Here is a 20,566-nt window from a genome sequence, read left to right as displayed (position 1 = left end):
CTGCGAAAAAAATTAAGGAGTTGTGTATGAGTAAAAAGTTTACGCTCATTCCGTTAGTTGCTGCGCTGTTTTCAGGTTCATTATTGGCTGCAGTAGAGCCGGTAACATTAGAAGACTTACCTTTGCTTAAGCAAGAAAGTCAGCACGGTACAGCCAGTAAACGAGTGGCTAATCTATTTACTCGTTCGCATTACACACCTGTTCGATTTAACGATGAGCTTTCAAGTAAAGTGTTTGATCGTTACATCGAATCCCTTGATTTTAATAAAAGCGTGTTTTTGAAAAGCGATATTGACTCTTTTGAGCAATATCGTGAGCGTTTCGATAACGCGCTTATTAGCGGCAAGTTAGGGTTTACATTTGATATTTTCAACTTAAGCCTTAAACGTCGTTTTGAACGTTACGAATTTTCGCTTTCATTACTTGAAAATGAAATGACGTTCGACACTGAAGATGAATACTTTTATGACCGTGAAGATGCGCCATGGGCGACTACGCAAGCTGAATTAGATGAAATTTGGCGCGAGCGTGTAAAATATGATGCATTACGGTTAAAAATGACAGGTAAAGATTGGCCTGGCATAAAAGACGTGCTGACCAAGCGTTATAAAAACGCAGAAAAGCGTCTTGTACAATCAAAATCTGAAGATGCATTTCAAATTGTAATGAATTCACTTGCACGTAGTATTGAAGCACATACTTCATACTTATCTCCACGTCGTGCAGAGCAGTTCAAAATGGATATGGATCTTGAGCTTGAAGGCATTGGTGCGGTATTAACGCCTGATGAAGACTATACGGTAATTCGTAGTTTAGTGCCTGGAGGCCCGGCAGACAAATCTGAGCAAATTAAAGCCGATGACCGCATTATTGGTGTGGCTCAAGATGGCGAAGAGTTTGTTGATGTAATTGGCTGGCGTTTAGATGATGTGGTTGATTTAATAAAAGGCCCCAAAGGCACTAAAGTGCGTTTGCAATACCTAAAGGGTGCGGATGCTCACGGTACGCCAAAAGTGGTTGAAATTACCCGTGATAAAATCCGTCTAGAAGACAGAGCTGCCAAATCAGAAGTGTTTCAAGCCAGTTATTCTGATTTAACCAGCAAAATTGGTGTAATAGAAATTCCTGGTTTTTACAATAACTTATCTAAAGATGTAAAAGTCGAGTTGGCTAAACTCAAAGAACAAAACGTAGACGGAATTATTATTGATTTACGTCAAAATGGCGGCGGTTCATTATATGAAGCTACGCAGTTATCAGGTTTGTTTTTTGATCAAGGTCCAGTAGTACAAATTCATACTTTAAACAACCGTATTGAAGAGCAAAAAGACCGTGACGGCATTACTTATTATGATGGCCCGCTGACAGTGCTTGTTGATAGGTACAGCGCATCCGCGTCTGAAATTTTTGCCGCAGCAATGCAAGATTATGGCCGCGCCGTTATCATTGGTGAGCAAACCTTTGGTAAAGGGACCGTGCAGCAGCATAAAGGTTTAGCGCGTGCTTATGACTTATACGATAACCCATTAGGTAGTGTGCAATATACGATTGCAAAGTTTTACCGCATTAATGGTGGTAGTACACAGCATAAAGGGGTGATCCCAGACATTACTTTCCCATCAGCCATTGACCCTGCAGAATGGGGGGAAAGTAAACAAGATAATGCCTTGCCATGGGATAGCATAGTAAAAGCAAAGTATAAGCAAATAGGGCGTTTAAACCCTATTATCAGTGTACTTGAAAAGCAGCATAATGAGCGTATTAAAGCCGAACCTGAATTTAATTATGTGTTTGAAGATATCGCTCGCTACAACGAAGAAAAAGATCGTAAAACAATTTCTTTGGTTGAGAAAAAGCGCATTAAAGAAAAAGAAGAAAATGAGGCACGCGCACTAGCCCGTACTAATGAGCGCTTAAATCGTTTAGGTAAAGAGCCAATAGAAAATCTGGACGATGTACCAGAGGTGATTGAAGAGCTTGACCCATTTCTTGAAGAAGCTGCACTTATTACACAAGATTATATTAAATATGGTCGCGTAGCTAAGCGCTAAAATAAGCTTCACTTTGCAAAAAAAAGGCGCCTAGGCGCCTTTTTTACTATCGATAATTTGCTAAATTGTTATAATCGCGGATTACCAAAAGTTGAGCTAGATCAATAGTGCTCAATAAATGCGCGTACGTGCTAATAAAAATAATCAACATGCATCGAATGTGTGTAGGAGTCTATATTTTGAAGCCAATTGAAGAAAAACCACTAAAAAGTGCCTCGTTTTTTGATGCACTCATTCCAATTGCTGTATTAATTTGTTTATTAGGTGCCGCTGTGTACTTATTTGGTGATGACTCATCGTCAGGTCCAAATCAAATTGCCTTGTTATTTGCAACATTCGCTGCGGCGTTAATTGGTTTAAAAAATGGCTACACATGGAAAAAATTAGAAGATGCAATGATTGAGGGGATCACTTTATCTCTTAGTGCGATTTTAATCTTACTCATGGTAGGGGCATTAATCGGAACTTGGTTATTATCAGGAACCGTTCCGACATTAATTTATTACGGTCTACAAATCATCAATCCTAGTTGGTTTTATGCCGCGAGTTGTTTAATTTGTGGCATTGTAGCAATGAGTATTGGTAGTTCATGGACTACAGCAGCGACTATAGGTGTTGCGTTACTCGGTGTCGCTTCAGGACTGGGTTTAGAGCCGACAGTTACCGCGGGTGCTGTAATATCAGGCGCATATTTTGGCGATAAGCTTAGTCCATTATCTGAAACAACCAATTTAGCTCCAGCGGTTGCTGGTGCAGATTTGTTTGAACATATTCATCATATGCTTTGGACTACAGTACCTAGCTTTGTCATTGCATTAATCATCTTTGTTTTCATGGGCTTTAACGCGACAGCAGCGGGGGAGGCTGGTCAAATAGAGCAAATAACTGCAATTCTTCAGCAAAACTTTAACATTGGCTTAGAAATGTTGGTGCCGTTAATTGTATTACTCGTACTTGCTATTCGAAAAATGCCAGCGTTTCCTGCCATTTCTATTGGTGCCGTGATTGGCGCGGTGTGGGCTATGCTATTTCAATCGGACTTAATTGCTAGCCAAATAGACATGACTCAGGGTGAGTTTGTCGGTTACTTTAAACTGGTTTGGACCACCTTTTTTGATGGCTTCACGATTAACACGGGCGATGCGAAAATGGACTCGTTACTGAGCGGCGGCGGTATGTCTGGCATGCTAACAACCACATGGTTGATCATGACAGCACTGATGTTTGGTGCGATTATGGAAAAAACGGGTCTACTTGATATATTTGTTAAAAGTATTCTAAAAATAGCAAAAAGCACTGGCTCTCTTATCGCCTCCACTATTGCAACGTGTATTGGTACCAATGTTATTGCTGCCGATCAGTATATTGCCATTGTGGTACCTGGGCGGATGTTTAAAGAAGAATATAAAAAGCGTGGCTTAAAGCCTGTTAACTTATCTCGTACTCTAGAAGATGGCGGTACAATTACTAGCCCACTGATACCGTGGAATACGTGTGGTGCGTATATGCAAAGTGTTCTATTAATCAATCCGTTTGATTACGCGCTTTATGCTTTCTTTAACCTTATAAATCCTTTCTTAGCCGTTATTTACGCTTACTTAGGAATTAAGATACTACGTATTAAACCTAAACAAACGGCTTAATTTAAGTAGCTCCTTTTATCACTAAAAGGGGCTATTTTTTTGGAGTGAACATGACTGAACTACAAAAACCTCAAGCAGAATATCTAAAAGACTACCAAGCCCCCCATTTTTCAATCGAACACACTGAGCTGACGTTTGATTTACAGCCATTACAAACTCAGGTAAATGCTTTATTAACACTTAAGCGCGTTGGCGATTCAAATGCACCACTGGTATTAGATGGCATTGACTTAACTTTGATCTCATTGTCGGTAGAGGGTGAGGAGCTCACAGATTATAAAATTATAAATCAGCAATTAATCATTAATAATCTACCTGATGAGTGTCAGCTAAGTATAGTGACGCAAACATCACCACAAACCAATACTTCACTTGAGGGGTTGTACTTATCTGGCGGGGCTTACTGTACCCAATGTGAAGCGCAAGGGTTTAGAAAAATAACCTACTATATGGACCGTCCTGATGTCCTTTCTACTTTTGATGTCACTATAATTGCAGATACAACATTCCCGCATTTACTCTCAAATGGTAATCAAGTTGATAGCGGTGAAACGCAAGATGGACGTCATTTTGTAAAATGGCAAGACCCATTCAAAAAGCCAAGCTACTTGTTCGCTTTAGTGGCAGGGGACTTTGATGTTTTACACGACAAGTATACAACATGCAGTGGTAAAGATGTCACCTTAGCGTTATTTGTTGATAAAGGAAATTTACCAAAAACAGAGCATGCCATGACGTCGCTTAAAAAAGCGATGGCTTGGGATGAAACTCGCTTTAATTTAGAGTACGACCTTGATATTTACATGATTGTTGCCGTTGATTTTTTCAATATGGGAGCAATGGAAAATAAAGGGTTAAACATTTTTAACAGTAAATGTGTGTTGGCAAATCAAGAAACGGCAACTGATAAAGATTACCACACCATTGAGTCTATTGTTGGCCACGAGTACTTTCATAACTGGACCGGAAATCGTGTAACTTGTCGTGACTGGTTTCAATTGTCTTTAAAAGAAGGCTTGACGGTATTTCGAGATCAAGAATTTAGTAGTGATTTAGGCTCTCGTGCGCTTAATAGAATTGATGCTGTAAAAGTGATGCGTACTCATCAGTTTAGTGAAGATGCAGGCCCTATGGCTCATCCGATACGTCCAGAAAAAGTGATTGAAATGAATAACTTTTACACTGTGACTGTATACGACAAAGGGGCAGAAGTAATTCGCATGATGCATACCCTTTTAGGTGAGCAAAACTTTCAAAAAGGCATGGCATTGTATTTCGAACGCCATGACGGGCAAGCGGTGACCTGTGATGATTTTATTGCAGCAATGAGTGATGCATCATCCATTGATTTATCACAATTTAAGCGTTGGTATAACCATTGTGGTACACCTCGCCTGAACGTAACTAAAAAGTATGATGAAGCTGCGCAAACGTTTTCGCTTAGCGTAGAGCAGCTTACGCCAGCGAATCAGCTTGACAATGCAATGTTACATATTCCTTTTGCTATTGAGCTTTTAGACTCTCAAGGGCAAAGTATTACATTACAGTATCAAGGCAAGCAGCTTGATCATGTACTGGATGTAACAAATAGCTCGCAAACATTTCACTTTGATAATATTCACAGTAACCCAACCGCTGTATTGCTCGAAGACTTTTCAGCCCCATGTATTTTAAATCAATCTATTAGTGAAGCGGATTTATTACATATTATGCGTTTTGCGCGTAGCGACTTTTCACGCTGGGATGCACAACAGCAGTTATTTATTAACGCACTTAAAGCCAATGTTACTTCAGCAAGTAAGACTCCTTTGAGTGAAGATGTGATTGATGCACTTCGCGCATTGCTATCTCAGCGTGAGGGCGATTTAGCGCTAGTTGCTGAACTGTTGAAGTTGCCAAGTTTTGATACCTTAGCTGCTGAATTTGAAATAATACCGGTAGATCAAATAACGGCTAATATTGAGTTATTTGAACAGCAAATTGCCACGCAATTGCACAGTGAATTTTTAAGCTGTTACCAAGCCATTACCGATGATGGCAGTGTGAGTGCCCAAGCGGTAGCAATACGTGCGCTCAAACAGCTGTGCCTTCACTATTTGGCAAAAACCGACAGTGTTGAGGCGGCAAGTTTAATTGAGCAGGCTGCATCTTCAACAAATATGACCAATGTACTCGGTGCGTTAAGCAGTGTGGTTAAAGCAGCTCACCCATTGTCGGATCAATTACTCGAGCATTTTGACGCTCAATGGCGCCATGATGTATTAGTAATGGATAAGTGGTTTGCTTTGCAAGCGATGAACTCTGCTGAAGATGCTATTGAGAAAATAAAAGCCTTGTACTCGCATCCTTGCTTTGATTTTTCGAATCCAAACCGAGTACGTGCATTAGTGGGCAGCTTTTCTCATTTTAATACCGCACAGTTTCATCGTTTAGATGGCACGGGCTATACATTACTTGGCGATTTATTGATTAAGCTTAATGCGATTAATCCGCAAAATGCATCTCGTATGTTAACGCCGTTTATGTCGTGGCGTCGTTATGATGAAACCCGTGCAACTGCAATGAGGGCCCAACTAGAGCGATTAGCTAACTTAGAAGGGTTAAGCGACGACTTATTTGAAAAGGTTGAAAAAGCCTTACAATAAATCATGATAGAACATTACTTTAGTATGCATTTGAGCTATACAAAGTGCATGGATTATTACCATGGACGGTATAGCTCTATCCAAGTGACAGCTGATAGCGGTAAAACAATTCGTTTTTCCGCTCATCACCTTCGACCTTTTATTTCTAGCCTAGGTATCCGTGGTCGATTTAGACTCATTTTAAGTAATGAAAACAAGTTCATCCGTCTCGAACGAGTAGCTTAGCAGTCATTTTTTGTGTTATAAATACATATTAATATTGCTTTTTTGTTAATTTCGGTTTGTTCTATTGTTAATTTACGTGTATAAATTATCTGGTATGACGTCTTACCAATACGTAAACGTTGAACAAATAAAAAATATAACTGATTGAAGGCGGCCATTTGTAATTTGTTTGATTCGCTTCTATCGTTACGATTACACTAAAAACAATAACTTGATCACACAAAAATACCCGCGACAGGGGGGAACCAAAATGATAAGAAGATCGCTTTTTGTTAAAAATAAAATAGCACTTGGCTTAACAGCTGCGGCTATGGGTTTAACTGCAGCACAGACACAGGCTGCAACATTTGAGGTGGGTGGTTTTGATATCGCCTTCGATTCTACCTTTTCATATGGTCAGAGTATTCGGGTAGAAGACCGAAATTTTGATATGATTGGTAAGAGTAATAATCCATCATTTGATTGGACGGGTTACAACCCAGCACTCAATACGATTTATTCATCCCAAGATGTCTGGGCTCAACCAGGGTCCTACTCAAACAACGGTGACGCGGGCGGTTTAAATTTTGATAGCGGTGAGTCTTTCTCAAAGCTATTAAAAGGCACGCATGACTTATCAATAAGCAAAGATAACTACGGCTTATTTACTCGTTTTATGTATTTTTACGATTTTGAATTAATGGACGGCGATCGTGCTTATGTTAATCCAACATCAGGGCAAGGTGTAGACCCTTGTGATGACGATGATACTAAAGAGCAAAGTTGTGCCGACCTTCGTTTACTTGATGCCTACGTATGGGCGAACTTTGATTTAAACGATGGTAATAACCCGCTTTCAATTCGTGTTGGTCAACAAGTAGTAAACTGGGGTGAAAGTACGTTAATTTCTCATGGTATTAACGTTAATCCGGTCGATATAGACCGTTTAAAAGCACCAGGTGCTGAGCTAAAAGAAGCGTTTATTCCGGTTGGTATGTTGTGGGCATCGTTAGGGCTTACAGAAAACATGACCTTAGAAGGTTTTTACCAATACCAGTGGCATGAAACTCGTCTACCGGCAGCAGGGACTTATTTTTCTACCAATGATTTTGCTGCAGAAAACGGTTATCAACAAAACGTACAGCTAGGTTTTACTTCAAATCCTGATATTGATTTAGCATTTTTAACAAATAGTTTAAATAACTTGATAGCAACTCACTCTCAAGTAGCTGCAAGTCAGGGAATTGATCCATCAAGTGCTGCAGGTCAACAGCTATTAGCTAATATGTACTTGACACACCCGACCAAGGTTGCCCTCAAAGGTAAAGGCTATGATGGCAAAACAGAGCCAGATGATGGCGGCCAATACGGCTTACGACTCGGTATGTTTTTACCAGAGTGGAATGATACCGAAGTAGCGCTTTATCACGTAAATTACCATAATCGTCGTCCGCTTATTTCGGGTCGCGTATCAAACTTTACGCAAGCATCAATTCAACAAGATTTAGCGATGATTGCAAGTACTGAAATTACCTCTGATAACGTATCCGATTTAAAAGCATTTGCTAAAGCAACTAACGAATACCCTGAAGATATTAAACTTTACGGTTTAAGCTTTAACACCTCGCTTGGTGAAACTGCTTTTGCGGGTGAGTTTACTTTTCGTGAAGACGAACCGCTGCAAATCGATGACGTAGAGCTACTTTACGCTGCGATGCCTGAGCAGTTAGCTATTGCTGGTTTACGCCCTGAGTTTGCAGGTATTTCGCAAATGAGTAAAGGCGATGATGCAAGTGTTGTTGGGCCAGGCGAGTTAGCCAAAGGTTATATCGAACGCAATACGTCACAATTACAGTTTACGGCAACACATCTATTTGGTCCTTCATTAGGCGCTGATAGTTGGGCTGTTGTGGGTGAAATTGGTGGTGTTCGTATTAATAACATGCCCGAGTACGATGAGATCCGTTTAAATGTCTCTGGTACTGGCCGAAGTGGTGTTATTCAGGGGCCTGGTAGTTCAGATTACTCTTCACTACATATGGCATTATCTAATGGACCTGAGCAAAAATCGTTTGCTACGGCTTCATCGTGGGGCTACCGCTTAATTGCTAAAGGTGATTACTTTAACCTTTACAATGGTATTAACTTCTCACCACGTTTTGTATTTTCTCATGATGTAAATGGTAACACGCCAGATCCAATGTTCTTATTCATTGAAGATCGTAAGTCGCTAGGTGCTACCATGAGCTTTAATTACCAAAATGCATGGTCTTTGGATGTAAGTTACAACTCATTTTGGGGTGGTGGCGACACCAACACTTTCTCTGACCGAGATTACGTTTCTTTTAACTTAAAATATTCTATCTAGGGGTAACATTATTATGATTAAAAAACCTACCCTCATTGCTACAGCGTTTTGTAGTTTGTTTGCAAGCCACGCAGCGCTGGCTAAAATTAGCCCAGAAGAAGCTGCGCGCCTTGGTAAAGACTTAAGTCCAATTGGTGCGGAAAAAGCAGCGAATGCTGATGGCTCAATCCCAGCATGGAATGGCGGTATTACTGCTGCTCCAGCAGGTTATGAACCGGGTATGCACCACTTGGACCCTTATGCAACCGATAAAGTATTATTCACTATTGATAAAAGTAATATTGATAAATACAAAGAAAACTTAAGCCCAGGACAAATCGCGTTATTTGAAGCGTACCCAGATACGTTTAAAATGCCAGTGTACGAAACCCGTCGTTCTGCGTCTTTTCCACAATTTGTGTACGATGCAACCAAAAAGTTTGCAACGTCTGCTGAATTAGTTGAAGGCGGAAATGGTATTAAAAGTACAGCTATTGGTATTCCATTTCCAATCCCTAAAACGGGTTTAGAAGCAATTTGGAACCATTTACTTCGTTACCGTGGTCAGTCTATTGAGCGTTTTGGTGGTCAGGCAGCACCGACGGCATCGGGTTCATATAACTATGTTGGTTTTGATGAGCAGTTATTAGTTAAATATTCAGATCCAAGTGCTACTCCGGCTGAACTACAAGATTCTAATATTTTGTTTAAGTTTAAACAGCAAGTGACAGAGCCAGCTCGTTTAGCAGGGACCGCGTTATTGGTGCATGAAACTATGGACCAAATTTTAACGCCGCGCCAAGCGTGGACGTACAATTCAGGTCAGCGCCGTGTTCGCCGTGCACCTAATGTAGCGTACGATGCACCGGGTACAGCAGCAGATAGCTTACGTACAACTGATGACTTTGATATGTTCAATGGCTCGCCAAATCGTTATAACTGGACGCTAAAAGGTAAGCAAGAGCTTTACATCCCATACAATAGCTACAAGCTTCACAGCGACAAGCTAACTTATGATGATATTTTAAAGCCCGGTCATATAAACCCTGAGCATACACGTTACGAAAAACACCGCGTATGGGTTGTTGAAGCAAACTTAAAAGATGACACCCGTCATATTTACAAAAAACGTGTTTTCTACATTGACGAAGACAGTTGGCAAGTTCATGTTACCGATATTTACGATAATCGTGACCAACTTTATCGTGTAGCAATGGCTTATGGTCTTAACTACTATGAAGTACCGACACAGTGGAGTACGCTTGAGGTATACCACGATCTTAATTCACGTCGCTACTTAGCCATTGGTCTAGATAACCAAGAAAAGATGTATGACTTTTCTCAGTCATTTAATGACAATGAGTTTACATCGAGCGCTTTACGTCGCGCTGGCAGATAGTATAAAAGCAGGCACCTAGTTTCCTAGGTGCCTTTTTTCTTTCACATCGCGTTTGTCTATTAACGCACAGGTTTTCCTCTTTATAACAGACAAACAAATCCTCAGTTCAAGGCGAATTTAATTTATGAAGTATTTGGTCTATGCCAGCCTGATCCTAAGCGGTGCGAGTTTTGCACAAGACGCACCTCAAAGTGCGATTAGCGCAATTAATGCAGATAAAACACTCCTTACCGATATTACCCAAACTTCAGCAGGACTTATTGCTGTAGGTAAACATGGGACGGTCATTAAAAGTATTGATGGTAGCGATTGGCAACAAGCGAAATCGGTACCTACACAAGTATTACTAACAGCGGTTGAATTTACTAATGATTCTAATGGCTGGGCATGTGGACATGACGCCACAATTATTAATACCACCGATGGTGGTGAAAATTGGCAGTTACAACAAGCAAAACCAAGCTTAGATAAACCCTGTCTAGATATTTATTTTAAAGATGACTTAAATGGCTATGCTGTTGGCGCTTACGGTATGTTTTATCAAACAAGTGATGGCGGAAAACATTGGCAAAAACGCTTTTTAGATTCGCTGTTATTTAGTGAAGATAGAGATTATTTAAATGACTTAAAACAAACAGATCCTGAGGGTTACGAAATAGAAACCTCGTCTATATTACCTCACTTTAATCGCATTGAACCGACTAGTTCGGGTTTAATGCTGGTCGGTGAGATGGGCTTAATGGCAAAAAGTGATGACGATGGCCAAACATGGCAACGTTTAGATGAGATTTACCCTGGTTCATTTTTTGGTTTTGCTTCAGATTCATCGCAACAAATTGTTGCAGGGTTACGCGGTAATATTTTTATAAATAAAACCGATAGTCAGCAGTGGCAGCACTTAGACAATGATAAAACCGCTACTGTAAATAGCATCATTAATTATAACAATAAACAATGGCTATTATTGGCTAATAGCGGTGTTATTTTTCAGCTTAAAGATGATGTGTTGTCTTACGAGCAGTTGGCTGATGGTAAAGCGATTCTTGATGGCGTGATTGTTAAAGATAAACTGATCATGACAACAGAAAACGGCATTAAAGTGAAGGAGTTGACCCCTTAATGCAAGCAATTTTAGATTTTTTAGAAAAAGCGATTTTTAGACACCGCTTAGTGGTGCTCATAAGTTTTGTGTTGATCACCTGTTTATTGGTTTTTAAAGCAACGCAGATTCAGCTTGATGCGTCATTTAATAAAAATATTCCGCTTAACCATGATTATATGAAGGTGTACACCAAACATGAAAAACAGTTTGGCGGCGCTAATAGTATTTTAATTTCAGTATGTGATGACAGTGGTGATATTTTTAACCCTGAATTTTTTACTCAATTAAAAGCTGTGCATGACCAACTTTACTTTATTCCAGGAGTAAATCGTCCTTTAGTAAATTCAATATTTTCACCTAGTGCGCGCTTTGTTGAAGTCGTTGAAGACGGCTTTGCTGGCGGGCCTATTATACCAGCCAACTTTAAAGCCGATAAGCAAGGCTTAGGAATTGTTAAAGAGAACATTGAAAAGGCCAAAGTAGTGGGTCGTATGATAGCAAGCGATTATTCGTGTGCTATGGTCACCGCCCAACTGTTGGAGACTGATCCGCAAACACAAGAAAAATTAGACACTCTCGCTTTTGCAAAAAAATTAGAAAGCGAAATTCGTGAGCCTCTAAGTACCGAAAAGATCAGTATTCATATTATTGGTTTTGCAAAAATGGCCGGCGATATAGCCGAGGGCGCAAAAGGGGTTGTATTATTTTTTGCCATTGCAATTGCGTTTACTTTTGTCATGGTATGGCTATTTTGTGGCAGCTTAAAACTTACTATCTTACCGATTGTGTGTTCAATTATTGCGGTAATTTGGCAGTTAGGATTGCTTTCTAGCTTAGGCTTCGGTCTTGATCCTATGTCTATCTTAGTGCCATTTTTAGTCTTCGCTATTGGCGTAAGCCACGGTGTGCAGATGATTAATGCCATTGGTAAAAAGGTTGCTGAAGGTAAGTCTACAGCAATATGTTGCCAATCAAGCTTTAGGGCGTTACTTGTGCCTGGCGGGATTGCGTTGTTATCTGATACGGTTGGCTTTTTAACCCTATTAACCATTGATATCGGTATTATTCGTGAACTTGCTATTACTGCGAGTTTAGGTGTGGCAGTGATTATATTTACTAATCTGATTTTGTTGCCAGTGTGGGCGTCGTATATGCGCTTTGAAAACAGCATCCATATTCAATCAGGTGATGCTAATAAACCGAACATACTCGATGCAATGCGCGATTTATTAGTTAAAGCAACCGACCCAAAAACAGCAAAAATGATTATTGGTTTCACTCTGGTTTTATTTGCACTGGGCTATTGGCAAGCAGACAAAATGCGTATTGGTGATTTACATGCTGGGGCACCATCATTGCACCAAGATGCACGTTACAACCAAGATACTTTCTTAATATCGGACAAATACACTATTTCTTCGGATATTTTAAAAGTCATCGTGGAAGCATATCCTGCTGCGTGTACCGAGCATGACGTCATGGAGCGTATATCGCGCTTTCAGTATAAGGTTGAAAATTTAGCTGGTGTACAATCAGCGGTCAGCCTAAGCTCAGTGGCACAGTCGGTTAATGCCGGTTATAACGAGGGTAATTTAAAGTGGCAAAGTTTGCCGCGCAATTCTGCCAGTTTAGTGCAGTCAACCTCTCGCGTTGAAACCAGCACAGGGTTATTAAACGGTGATTGTTCAGTAATGCCCGTGATTATATTTTTAGATGATCACAAAGCACAAACTATTGATAACGTCATTGCAAAAGTAAAACAATTTGCTGTCGAAGAGGGCACAGACAAGCTTGCTTTCAAATTGGCATCAGGCCCTGTAGGTGTGATGGCTGCAACGAATGAGTCTGTTTCAGCTGCGCAAATCCCTATGATGCTCTATGTTTATGGGGCGGTCATTATTTTATGCTTACTTAGTTTTAAGAGCGTAAAAGCGACTATTGCAGTGGTATTACCCTTGTACATAGTCTCTACTCTTGCGCAAGCACTTATGGTTCAGCTTGAGATTGGTCTAACTGTTTCAACCTTACCAGTAATTGCTTTGGGCGTAGGTATTGGTGTTGATTACGGTATTTATATTTTGTCATCGATGATGGGGCAGTTAAAACAAAACGTGCCATTGAGTATTGCTTATCGTAATGCATTAGTTGAACGTGGTAGTGCGGTGTTATTTACTGGTATTACATTAGCAATTGGTGTTAGTACGTGGATTTTTTCTGATTTGAAGTTCCAAGTTGATATGGGAATTCTGCTTACCTTCATGTTTTTAGTAAATATGTTGGGTGCTGTATTACTTTTACCTGCAATTGGTAGCTTGCTCTGGACTGACCAGAAAAAATAAGGTGAATAAATTTGCTCCAAAATGGCCAGTAATGGCCATTTATATCTATATTTTGTGAATAGATGACCAAATAGCTGAAATGCTTAAAATGTTTTCATCGAAAAGGCTGTTTATTAGTTTTAAAAGGGTTAGAATTTAACTGACTCCACGCTAATAAATGGCTGTACAAATATTCTGCTAAACTAGCAGTGATAGATTAAGGAACATACAATGACACGAAATGAAGGCCAAGCCTCGGTTATTTTAGATAACGTCTGTAAGCTTATCCAGAAAAAAGTTCGCGCTGATAATGTGTTACTCGTTGAGAAATTCGCCAAAGCCTTGTACAGCAATATGTCTAAAGAGGATTTGGCAAATCGCAACGACAGTGACTTATATGGTGCTGCACTCAGCCTTTGGAATTCGCTAGAAAAAAATACATCAGATGACGCAGTTATTCGCGTTTTCAACCCTGAAGTGGCAAAAGATGGCTGGCAGTCATCACATACCATTGTAGAGATCATTGCTAAAGACATGCCGTTTTTAGTTGACTCTGTACGTATGGCCATGACACGAGAAAACATCGCCTCTCACTTACTTCTTCATAGTCCACTGAAAATTCAACGTGATAAAAACGAAAAAATATCTGGGTTATCAAGCTTAAAAGCAGAGCAAGAATCAACATCAACAAAAACTGTATTCTTTATAGAAATTGACCGTCAAACAGATGCAACTGTTATTGAGTCTTTCAAAAAAGAGCTTGAATCAGTACTCGTTGATGTATCGGTTGCGGTTGAAGATTGGCAGCCTATTCGCGAAAAATTAATCGCGGTAAGCAAAAGCTTGCCAAAAAGCCATAAAGATAAAAATGACAACGAAATAAATGAAACCGTTGAGTTTTTAGATTGGCTAGTAAAGGACAACTTTACATTAATGGGTTACCGCCAATATGAACTTTCACCAGTTCAGGGCGACTATCAATTAAAAGGTAAAATGGATACCAGCTTAGGGTTAATGAAAAACTCTGATGCTGAGCATACACGTTTGCTTTCTGAGTTACCTGAAGTGGCACGCCAAGAAGCACGCAGTAGTAACCTATTAATTTTAACTAAAACTAATTCATTGTCTCGCGTTCATCGCCCAGCTTACATAGATTATGTGGGTGTAAAACGTTTTGATGACAAAGGCAATGTTATTGGTGAAGATCGTTTCATCGGTTTGTTTTCATCAAACTTTTACAACAATAGCGCTGCTGATGTACCGGTTCTTAAAAGTAAAATTAATCGTATTATGGATATGTGTGACTTCGCTAAAGGGACACATGCATACAAAGCCGTATTAAATATATTAGAAACCTACCCACGTGACGAACTGGTACAAGCTCGTGAGAATGAGTTACTAGAAGTTGCCATGGGCGTGTTGCAAATACAAGAACGCGACATGTGTCGTTTATTTGTTCGTAAAGATGCATATGGCCGTTTTTTATCATGCATGGTTTATGTACCTCGTGAGCGTTATAACACAGCGCTTCGCCGCGAAACGCAAGCTATTTTAGCTAACGCATTTAATTCTGACGTTAAAGTCGAATTTACTACCTATTTCTCTGAGTCTACACTGGCGCGTACCCATTACACTGTTCGTGTGACCGACAACAATATTGAATATAACGTGAAAGATATAGAAAACAACCTAATAGAAGCCGCTCGTACATGGGAAGATAAATTACAATCAGCCTTACTTGAATCTGCTGGTGAGGCCCGTGGTAATGAATTAAACCGTAAATATTGCAATGCCTTTGCACGCTCATACAAAGAAGAAGTATTACCTAGCGCTGCAGTGGTCGATATTGAAAAGCTAGAAATGCTAAGCGATGAGAACAAGTTAGAAATGTTGTTCTATCGTCCACAAGAAGAAGCAAGCAGCAATATTGTGCGTTTAAGCTTATTCCATAAAGATGAGCCAATTCATTTATCTGATGTTATGCCAATGCTTGAAAACTTTGGTCTACGTGTTGTAGGTGAAACACCATACTCGGTTAAAACTAGTGATGGTGGCGTAAATTGGGTCATGGATTTCTCTATGCTAATTGACAGCAAAGGGATGGCTGATTTTGATAAGATCTCTGCACGTTTTCGCGCTGCATTAACCAGTGTATGGGCAAACCGTTTAGAAAACGATGGCTTTAACCGTCTAGTGTTAATGGGTGGTTTAACGGGTCGTGAATCATCAATTTTACGTGCATACGCAAAATACATGCGCCAAATAGGGGTTACTTTCTCGCAAACATATATTGAAAGTACCTTTGCAAATTACCCGCATATTGCCGCTAAAATTGTTAACTTATTCTCTAAAAAGTTCTCTGTAAAAAGCCCTGCAAGTGCTAAAACACTTGAAAAACTAGGCTTAGAAATTTATGCAGAGTTAGAAAACGTAGCGAACCTTGATGATGATCGTATTATACGTTTATACGTTGATATGATTGTTGCTACATTACGTACGAACTACTTCCAAAAAGATGCTGAAGGCAAATTTAAGTCGTACATCTCACTTAAAATTCAGCCAAGTTTAATTCCAGAAGTCCCACTACCTGTGCCAGCGTTTGAGATATTTGTTTATTCTCCACGTGTTGAAGGTGTGCATTTACGTTTTGGTAAAGTTGCCCGTGGTGGATTGCGTTGGTCAGATCGTCGTGAAGATTTCCGTACAGAAGTACTTGGCTTAGTAAAAGCGCAACAAGTTAAAAATACCGTGATTGTACCGGTAGGTTCAAAAGGTGGATTTGTATGTAAACAACTACCTAGTGAACGTGAAGCGTTTATTAAAGAAGGCCAAGAATGTTATAAAATCTTCATTCGTGGTTTATTAGATATCACAGACAATATTGACCGTGGTGAAATTGTACCTGCTGTTGATGTTACACGCCATGATGAAGACGATGCGTACCTAGTAGTAGCAGCGGATAAAGGCACAGCAACATTCTCTGATATTGCCAATGGCATCGCAAACGAATATAACTTCTGGTTAGGTGATGCGTTTGCATCAGGTGGTTCAGTAGGTTATGACCATAAGAAGATGGGTATTACGGCTCGTGGTGCATGGGAGTCTGTAAAACGTCATTTCCGTGAAATGGATATTAACTGTCAAACCACAGACTTTACAGCAGTAGCTATCGGGGACATGGCCGGTGACGTATTTGGTAACGGTATGCTGTTATCAAAGCACATTCGCTTGCAAGTGGCGTTTAATCACTTACATATCTTTGTTGATCCAAACCCAGATGCAGCAGCTTCTTATCCAGAGCGCGAACGTTTATTTAATTTACCACGTTCATCATGGGAAGATTACAATAAAGAGCTAATTTCAAGCGGTGGTGGTATTTTCTCGCGTGCTGCTAAGTCGATTACGCTGACCCCTGAAATGAAAAAGATGTTAGGCACTAAAAAAGCCAGCATGACGCCGAATGAATTGATCAAAGCATCATTAATGATGGACCATGATTTATTGTGGAATGGTGGTATAGGGACTTACATTAAGCATTCTAAAGAAACCGATGCAGATGTTGGTGATCGTGCTAACGATGCGCTGCGCATTAATGGTAAAGACCTTGGGGCTAAAGTATTTGGCGAGGGCGGTAACTTAGGTGCAACTCAATTAGGTCGTATTGAATTTGCAGCTCAAGGCGGTCGTGTAAATACTGACTTCATCGATAACGTAGGTGGTGTTGCGTGTTCAGATAACGAAGTAAACATTAAAATTTTACTTAATGGTTTAGTTGCTGAGGGCGACTTAACGCGTAAGCAACGTGATGAGTTACTTTACTCAATGACCGATGAAGTGTCTGAATTAGTACTTAAAGATTGTTATCGTCAAACGCACACTTTGTCGATCACTCAATCTAAAGGGACCTCAACGCTTAAAGAAAAAATTCGCTTTATTCATGCACTTGAAAAAGACGGTAAGCTAGACCGTGCAATTGAGTTTATTCCTACAGATGAAGAGTTAGCAGAGCGCGCCGCTGCAGGTAAAGATTTAACACGCCCTGAGCTATCTGTATTAGTTTCTTACGCGAAAATGGTGCTAAAAGAGTCTTTGGTAACGGATGAAATTACTGAGAATCCATATTACCGTCAGTTATTAGTTAAATCATTCCCGCGCCCATTACGTGAGAAGTTTAATGATGCTATGGATAATCATCCACTACGCAAAGAGATTATTGCCACTAAGTTAGCAAATAATATTGTTAATGATATGGGCTTAAACTTTATGGTGCGAATGAATGAAGAAACCGGTGCTAATGAAGCTGAAATTGCATTGTGTTACTCAATCGCGAGTGAAATTTTCCAAATGCGTGAAACATGGTTATCTATTAGTGATTTAGATAATAAGATTCCATCGAGCGTACAAACAGAAATGTTATACCAATTACGTCGTACTGTTCGTCGTGCAACACGTTGGTTCCTTCGTCATCGCACCAAAGCACAGTCAATTGAGCAAGCGATTGAAATTTTCTCACCAACATTTGCCGATTTAAGTGAAAACTTAACTAAATACATCGTTAAAACAGAAAGCGATCGTATTGTAAGTGCCCGTGAAGAACTAACACAAAGCGGTGTACCTACAGATATCGCACAGCGCATTGTGTCGTTATCAAGCTTGTTCTCGGTAATGGATTTAACGCAAATTGCTCAAAACTCGAACCGTAAGATCGACATGGTGTCGCACACTTACTTTAAATTAGGTGCGCAAATGGGACTACATTGGTTCTTAGATCAAATCACTAATCAACCGGTTTCTAACCATTGGCAGGCATTAGCGCGTGCGTCATATCGTGAAGAGTTAGATTGGCAGCAACGCACCTTATCAGAAGTTGTATTAAATAGCTTTGAAGGTGAAAACAGCGATGTAGATGGTCAAATTGAACAATGGATGGACAGTCAAGAGCTTTTACTTCAACGTTGGAAGCAAATGTTGACAGAGTTTAAAACGTCACAGAGCCATGATTTTGCTAAGTTCTCAGTGGCATTAAGAGAACTGATGTTGCTCGGTCACAATTGTGATACATCAGCAAAGTAACAAACTGCTAATGATTAAAACTAATCGTTAAACAGTTTTTGTTATATAATACCTCAGCCTTGTCTGAGGTATTTTTTTGTCTACAATTTTAAGAGGATTATATTCATGTTCTACGATTTAGCTCGCCGTTTTATGTTTACCCGTGATGCGGAGTGGGCCCATGATTTTGCTCTTAATAACTTACGTCGCTTTGCTAACACGCCATTAAGTGCTGCATGGTCACAAAGCGTGGCAAATAAACCAGTGAACTTTTTAGGCCTCGAATTTAAAAACCCAGTAGGGCTTGCTGCAGGCCTTGATAAAAATGCGGAGTGTATTGAGGCATTCGCTCAAATGGGTTTTGGCTTTGTAGAAGTGGGTACAGTAACACCGCGTCCTCAAGCGGGGAACGATAAGCCGCGGATATTCAGGTTGCCGCAGTCAAATGCGATTATTAATCGTATGGGCTTTAATAACAAAGGTGTTGATAATTTAGTTAACAATGTTAAAGCAGCTAAATACGATGGTATTTTAGGTATCAATATTGGTAAAAATAAAGATACACCAAATGAGCAGGGCAAAGATGATTACATTCACTGTATGCGTAAAGTGTTTGAGCATGCATCATACATCACTGTAAACATTTCATCACCCAATACCCCAGGCTTACGAGACCTGCAATATGGCGCAGCATTAGATGACTTATTACAAAGCTTGAAAAACGAACAGCTTGATTTAATTGCCAAGCATAATAAGCATGTGCCTATGTTGGTGAAAATTGCGCCAGACCTAGATCCAATTCAAATTGAACAAGTGAGCGAGTCACTGTTAAATAATAAAATTGATGGTGTTATAGCCACAAATACCACCTTAGAGCGTAGCTTAGTGCAAGGTCAGCAGTATGCTGATGAGGCAGGCGGTTTATCAGGAGCGCCAGTTAGGGAGCGTTCCACCCATGTTGTTTCTGAACTCAAGCGTTTAACAAACAATCAGTTACCTATTATTGGTGTGGGTGGTATTGATGATGCTAAATCAGCAAAAGAAAAATTTAATGCGGGTGCAGATTTAGTTCAAGTTTATACCGGTTTTATATACAAAGGACCGCAATTGGTCAAGTCGATCATTAACGACTTATAAGGATCAGTTATGTAAGCTTTTGATCGTTCGATAAATGTTCTAAAAAGACGTTTTAAAAATGGTCAAAAGCAGCTATACTCTAAGCTTATTGTCTTATTTTATTTTTTAAGTACTAAGTAGGGAGGAGCAAATGTTACAAGCGTCAAAGCAATGGCAGTGGATAGCGTGTGCTGAAAAAAACCGCTTACTGCTTGATTTAAATGACGATATGCAACTTTGTACACCTTATAAGCTTAGACAGCTCACCGATTGTGCTTTTGAAAACCCATACTTCAGCCTTGAAGATGCAGCCTTTTATGAGCAAGTTTATTATTACCTTGCGCAGTTTAATTTATGGAATCCTGCCCAGTTATGTCAAATAGCGCTCAATGCAACGGCAGTTAAATTTCAATTAAAACCAGTGTTGGCAAAAAGTTGGTTTTTTAAACCGTATACTGGTAGTACACCTAGTACTGAAGCGGTTATTAATTTAAGCTCAGAATCACAAACTGGCGAGTTTTTAATTATAGAGCATTGTCCAGATGCTTCTGTGTGCATTAATTTAAGTGAAACCTTTGCACTAGATGACAATCTATCACTTGCCCAGTTTGAAGTTATCCGCGTTTTAAACAACCGAGTTCACCCCTTAATTACCTCACAGTACGATAGCCAAACAGCTTAGCCTAATT

The 20,566-nt window shown here is 39.9% G+C and carries 11 protein-coding genes; all 11 read left to right on the top strand.

All coding sequences use genetic code 11. The features are described from left to right. Nucleotides 1–26 precede the first annotated feature (26 nt). Nucleotides 27–2,051 carry a carboxy terminal-processing peptidase gene (gene prc, locus QL989_RS01410; protein ID WP_290167635.1) on the top strand — a complete coding sequence of 675 codons (2,025 nt, stop codon included), beginning with the start codon at nt 27–29 and terminating at the stop codon, nt 2,049–2,051. 179 nt (nt 2,052–2,230) lie between these two features. Next, nucleotides 2,231–3,694 carry a Na+/H+ antiporter NhaC gene (gene nhaC, locus QL989_RS01405; RefSeq protein ID WP_181388748.1) on the top strand — a complete coding sequence of 488 codons (1,464 nt, stop codon included), beginning with the start codon at nt 2,231–2,233 and terminating at the stop codon, nt 3,692–3,694. 50 nt (nt 3,695–3,744) lie between these two features. Further along, nucleotides 3,745–6,339, top strand: coding sequence for an aminopeptidase N (gene pepN, locus QL989_RS01400; RefSeq protein ID WP_290167631.1), 2,595 nt, complete (start codon nt 3,745–3,747; stop codon nt 6,337–6,339). A 3-nt stretch (nt 6,340–6,342) separates the two neighbouring features. After that, nucleotides 6,343–6,564, top strand: coding sequence for a DUF2835 domain-containing protein (locus QL989_RS01395; protein WP_138606059.1), 222 nt, complete (start codon nt 6,343–6,345; stop codon nt 6,562–6,564). A gap of 250 nt (nt 6,565–6,814) precedes the next feature. Beyond that, entirely contained in the window at nt 6,815–8,911 is a 2,097-nt protein-coding gene (locus tag QL989_RS01390; RefSeq protein WP_290167627.1) for a DUF1302 domain-containing protein, read from the top strand. Nucleotides 8,912–8,924: 13 nt separating this feature from the next. After that, nucleotides 8,925–10,289 carry a DUF1329 domain-containing protein gene (locus QL989_RS01385; RefSeq protein ID WP_010390152.1) on the top strand — a complete coding sequence of 455 codons (1,365 nt, stop codon included), beginning with the start codon at nt 8,925–8,927 and terminating at the stop codon, nt 10,287–10,289. 124 nt (nt 10,290–10,413) lie between these two features. Next, the gene (locus QL989_RS01380) at nt 10,414–11,409 is read left to right on the top strand and encodes a YCF48-related protein (RefSeq protein ID WP_178956142.1); all 996 of its coding nucleotides are present in this window, start codon (nt 10,414–10,416) and stop codon (nt 11,407–11,409) included. Further along, nucleotides 11,409–13,730 carry an MMPL family transporter gene (locus tag QL989_RS01375; protein ID WP_290167623.1) on the top strand — a complete coding sequence of 774 codons (2,322 nt, stop codon included), beginning with the start codon at nt 11,409–11,411 and terminating at the stop codon, nt 13,728–13,730. The genes QL989_RS01380 and QL989_RS01375 overlap by 1 nt, the downstream gene beginning before the upstream one ends. A 210-nt stretch (nt 13,731–13,940) precedes the next feature. Beyond that, on the top strand, nt 13,941–18,782 hold the full coding sequence (locus tag QL989_RS01370) for an NAD-glutamate dehydrogenase (protein ID WP_290167620.1): 4,842 nt from the start codon (nt 13,941–13,943) through the stop codon (nt 18,780–18,782). A 105-nt stretch (nt 18,783–18,887) separates the two neighbouring features. Next, nucleotides 18,888–19,898 (top strand): quinone-dependent dihydroorotate dehydrogenase, encoded by a 1,011-nt coding sequence (pyrD, locus tag QL989_RS01365; protein ID WP_010390146.1) that lies wholly within the window; start codon nt 18,888–18,890, stop codon nt 19,896–19,898. Nucleotides 19,899–20,028: 130 nt separating this feature from the next. Beyond that, nucleotides 20,029–20,559, top strand: a complete 531-nt coding sequence (locus tag QL989_RS01360; protein ID WP_054201007.1) for a cell division protein ZapC — start codon at nt 20,029–20,031, stop codon at nt 20,557–20,559. Nucleotides 20,560–20,566: the final 7 nt, after the last annotated feature.

Origin of the sequence: Pseudoalteromonas sp. APC 3224 (assembly GCF_030407535.1) — a bacterium.
GTDB lineage: Bacteria > Pseudomonadota > Gammaproteobacteria > Enterobacterales > Alteromonadaceae > Pseudoalteromonas.
The sequence above is the reverse complement of the archived record's forward strand: the minus strand, read 5'-3'. Positions and strand labels throughout refer to the sequence as shown.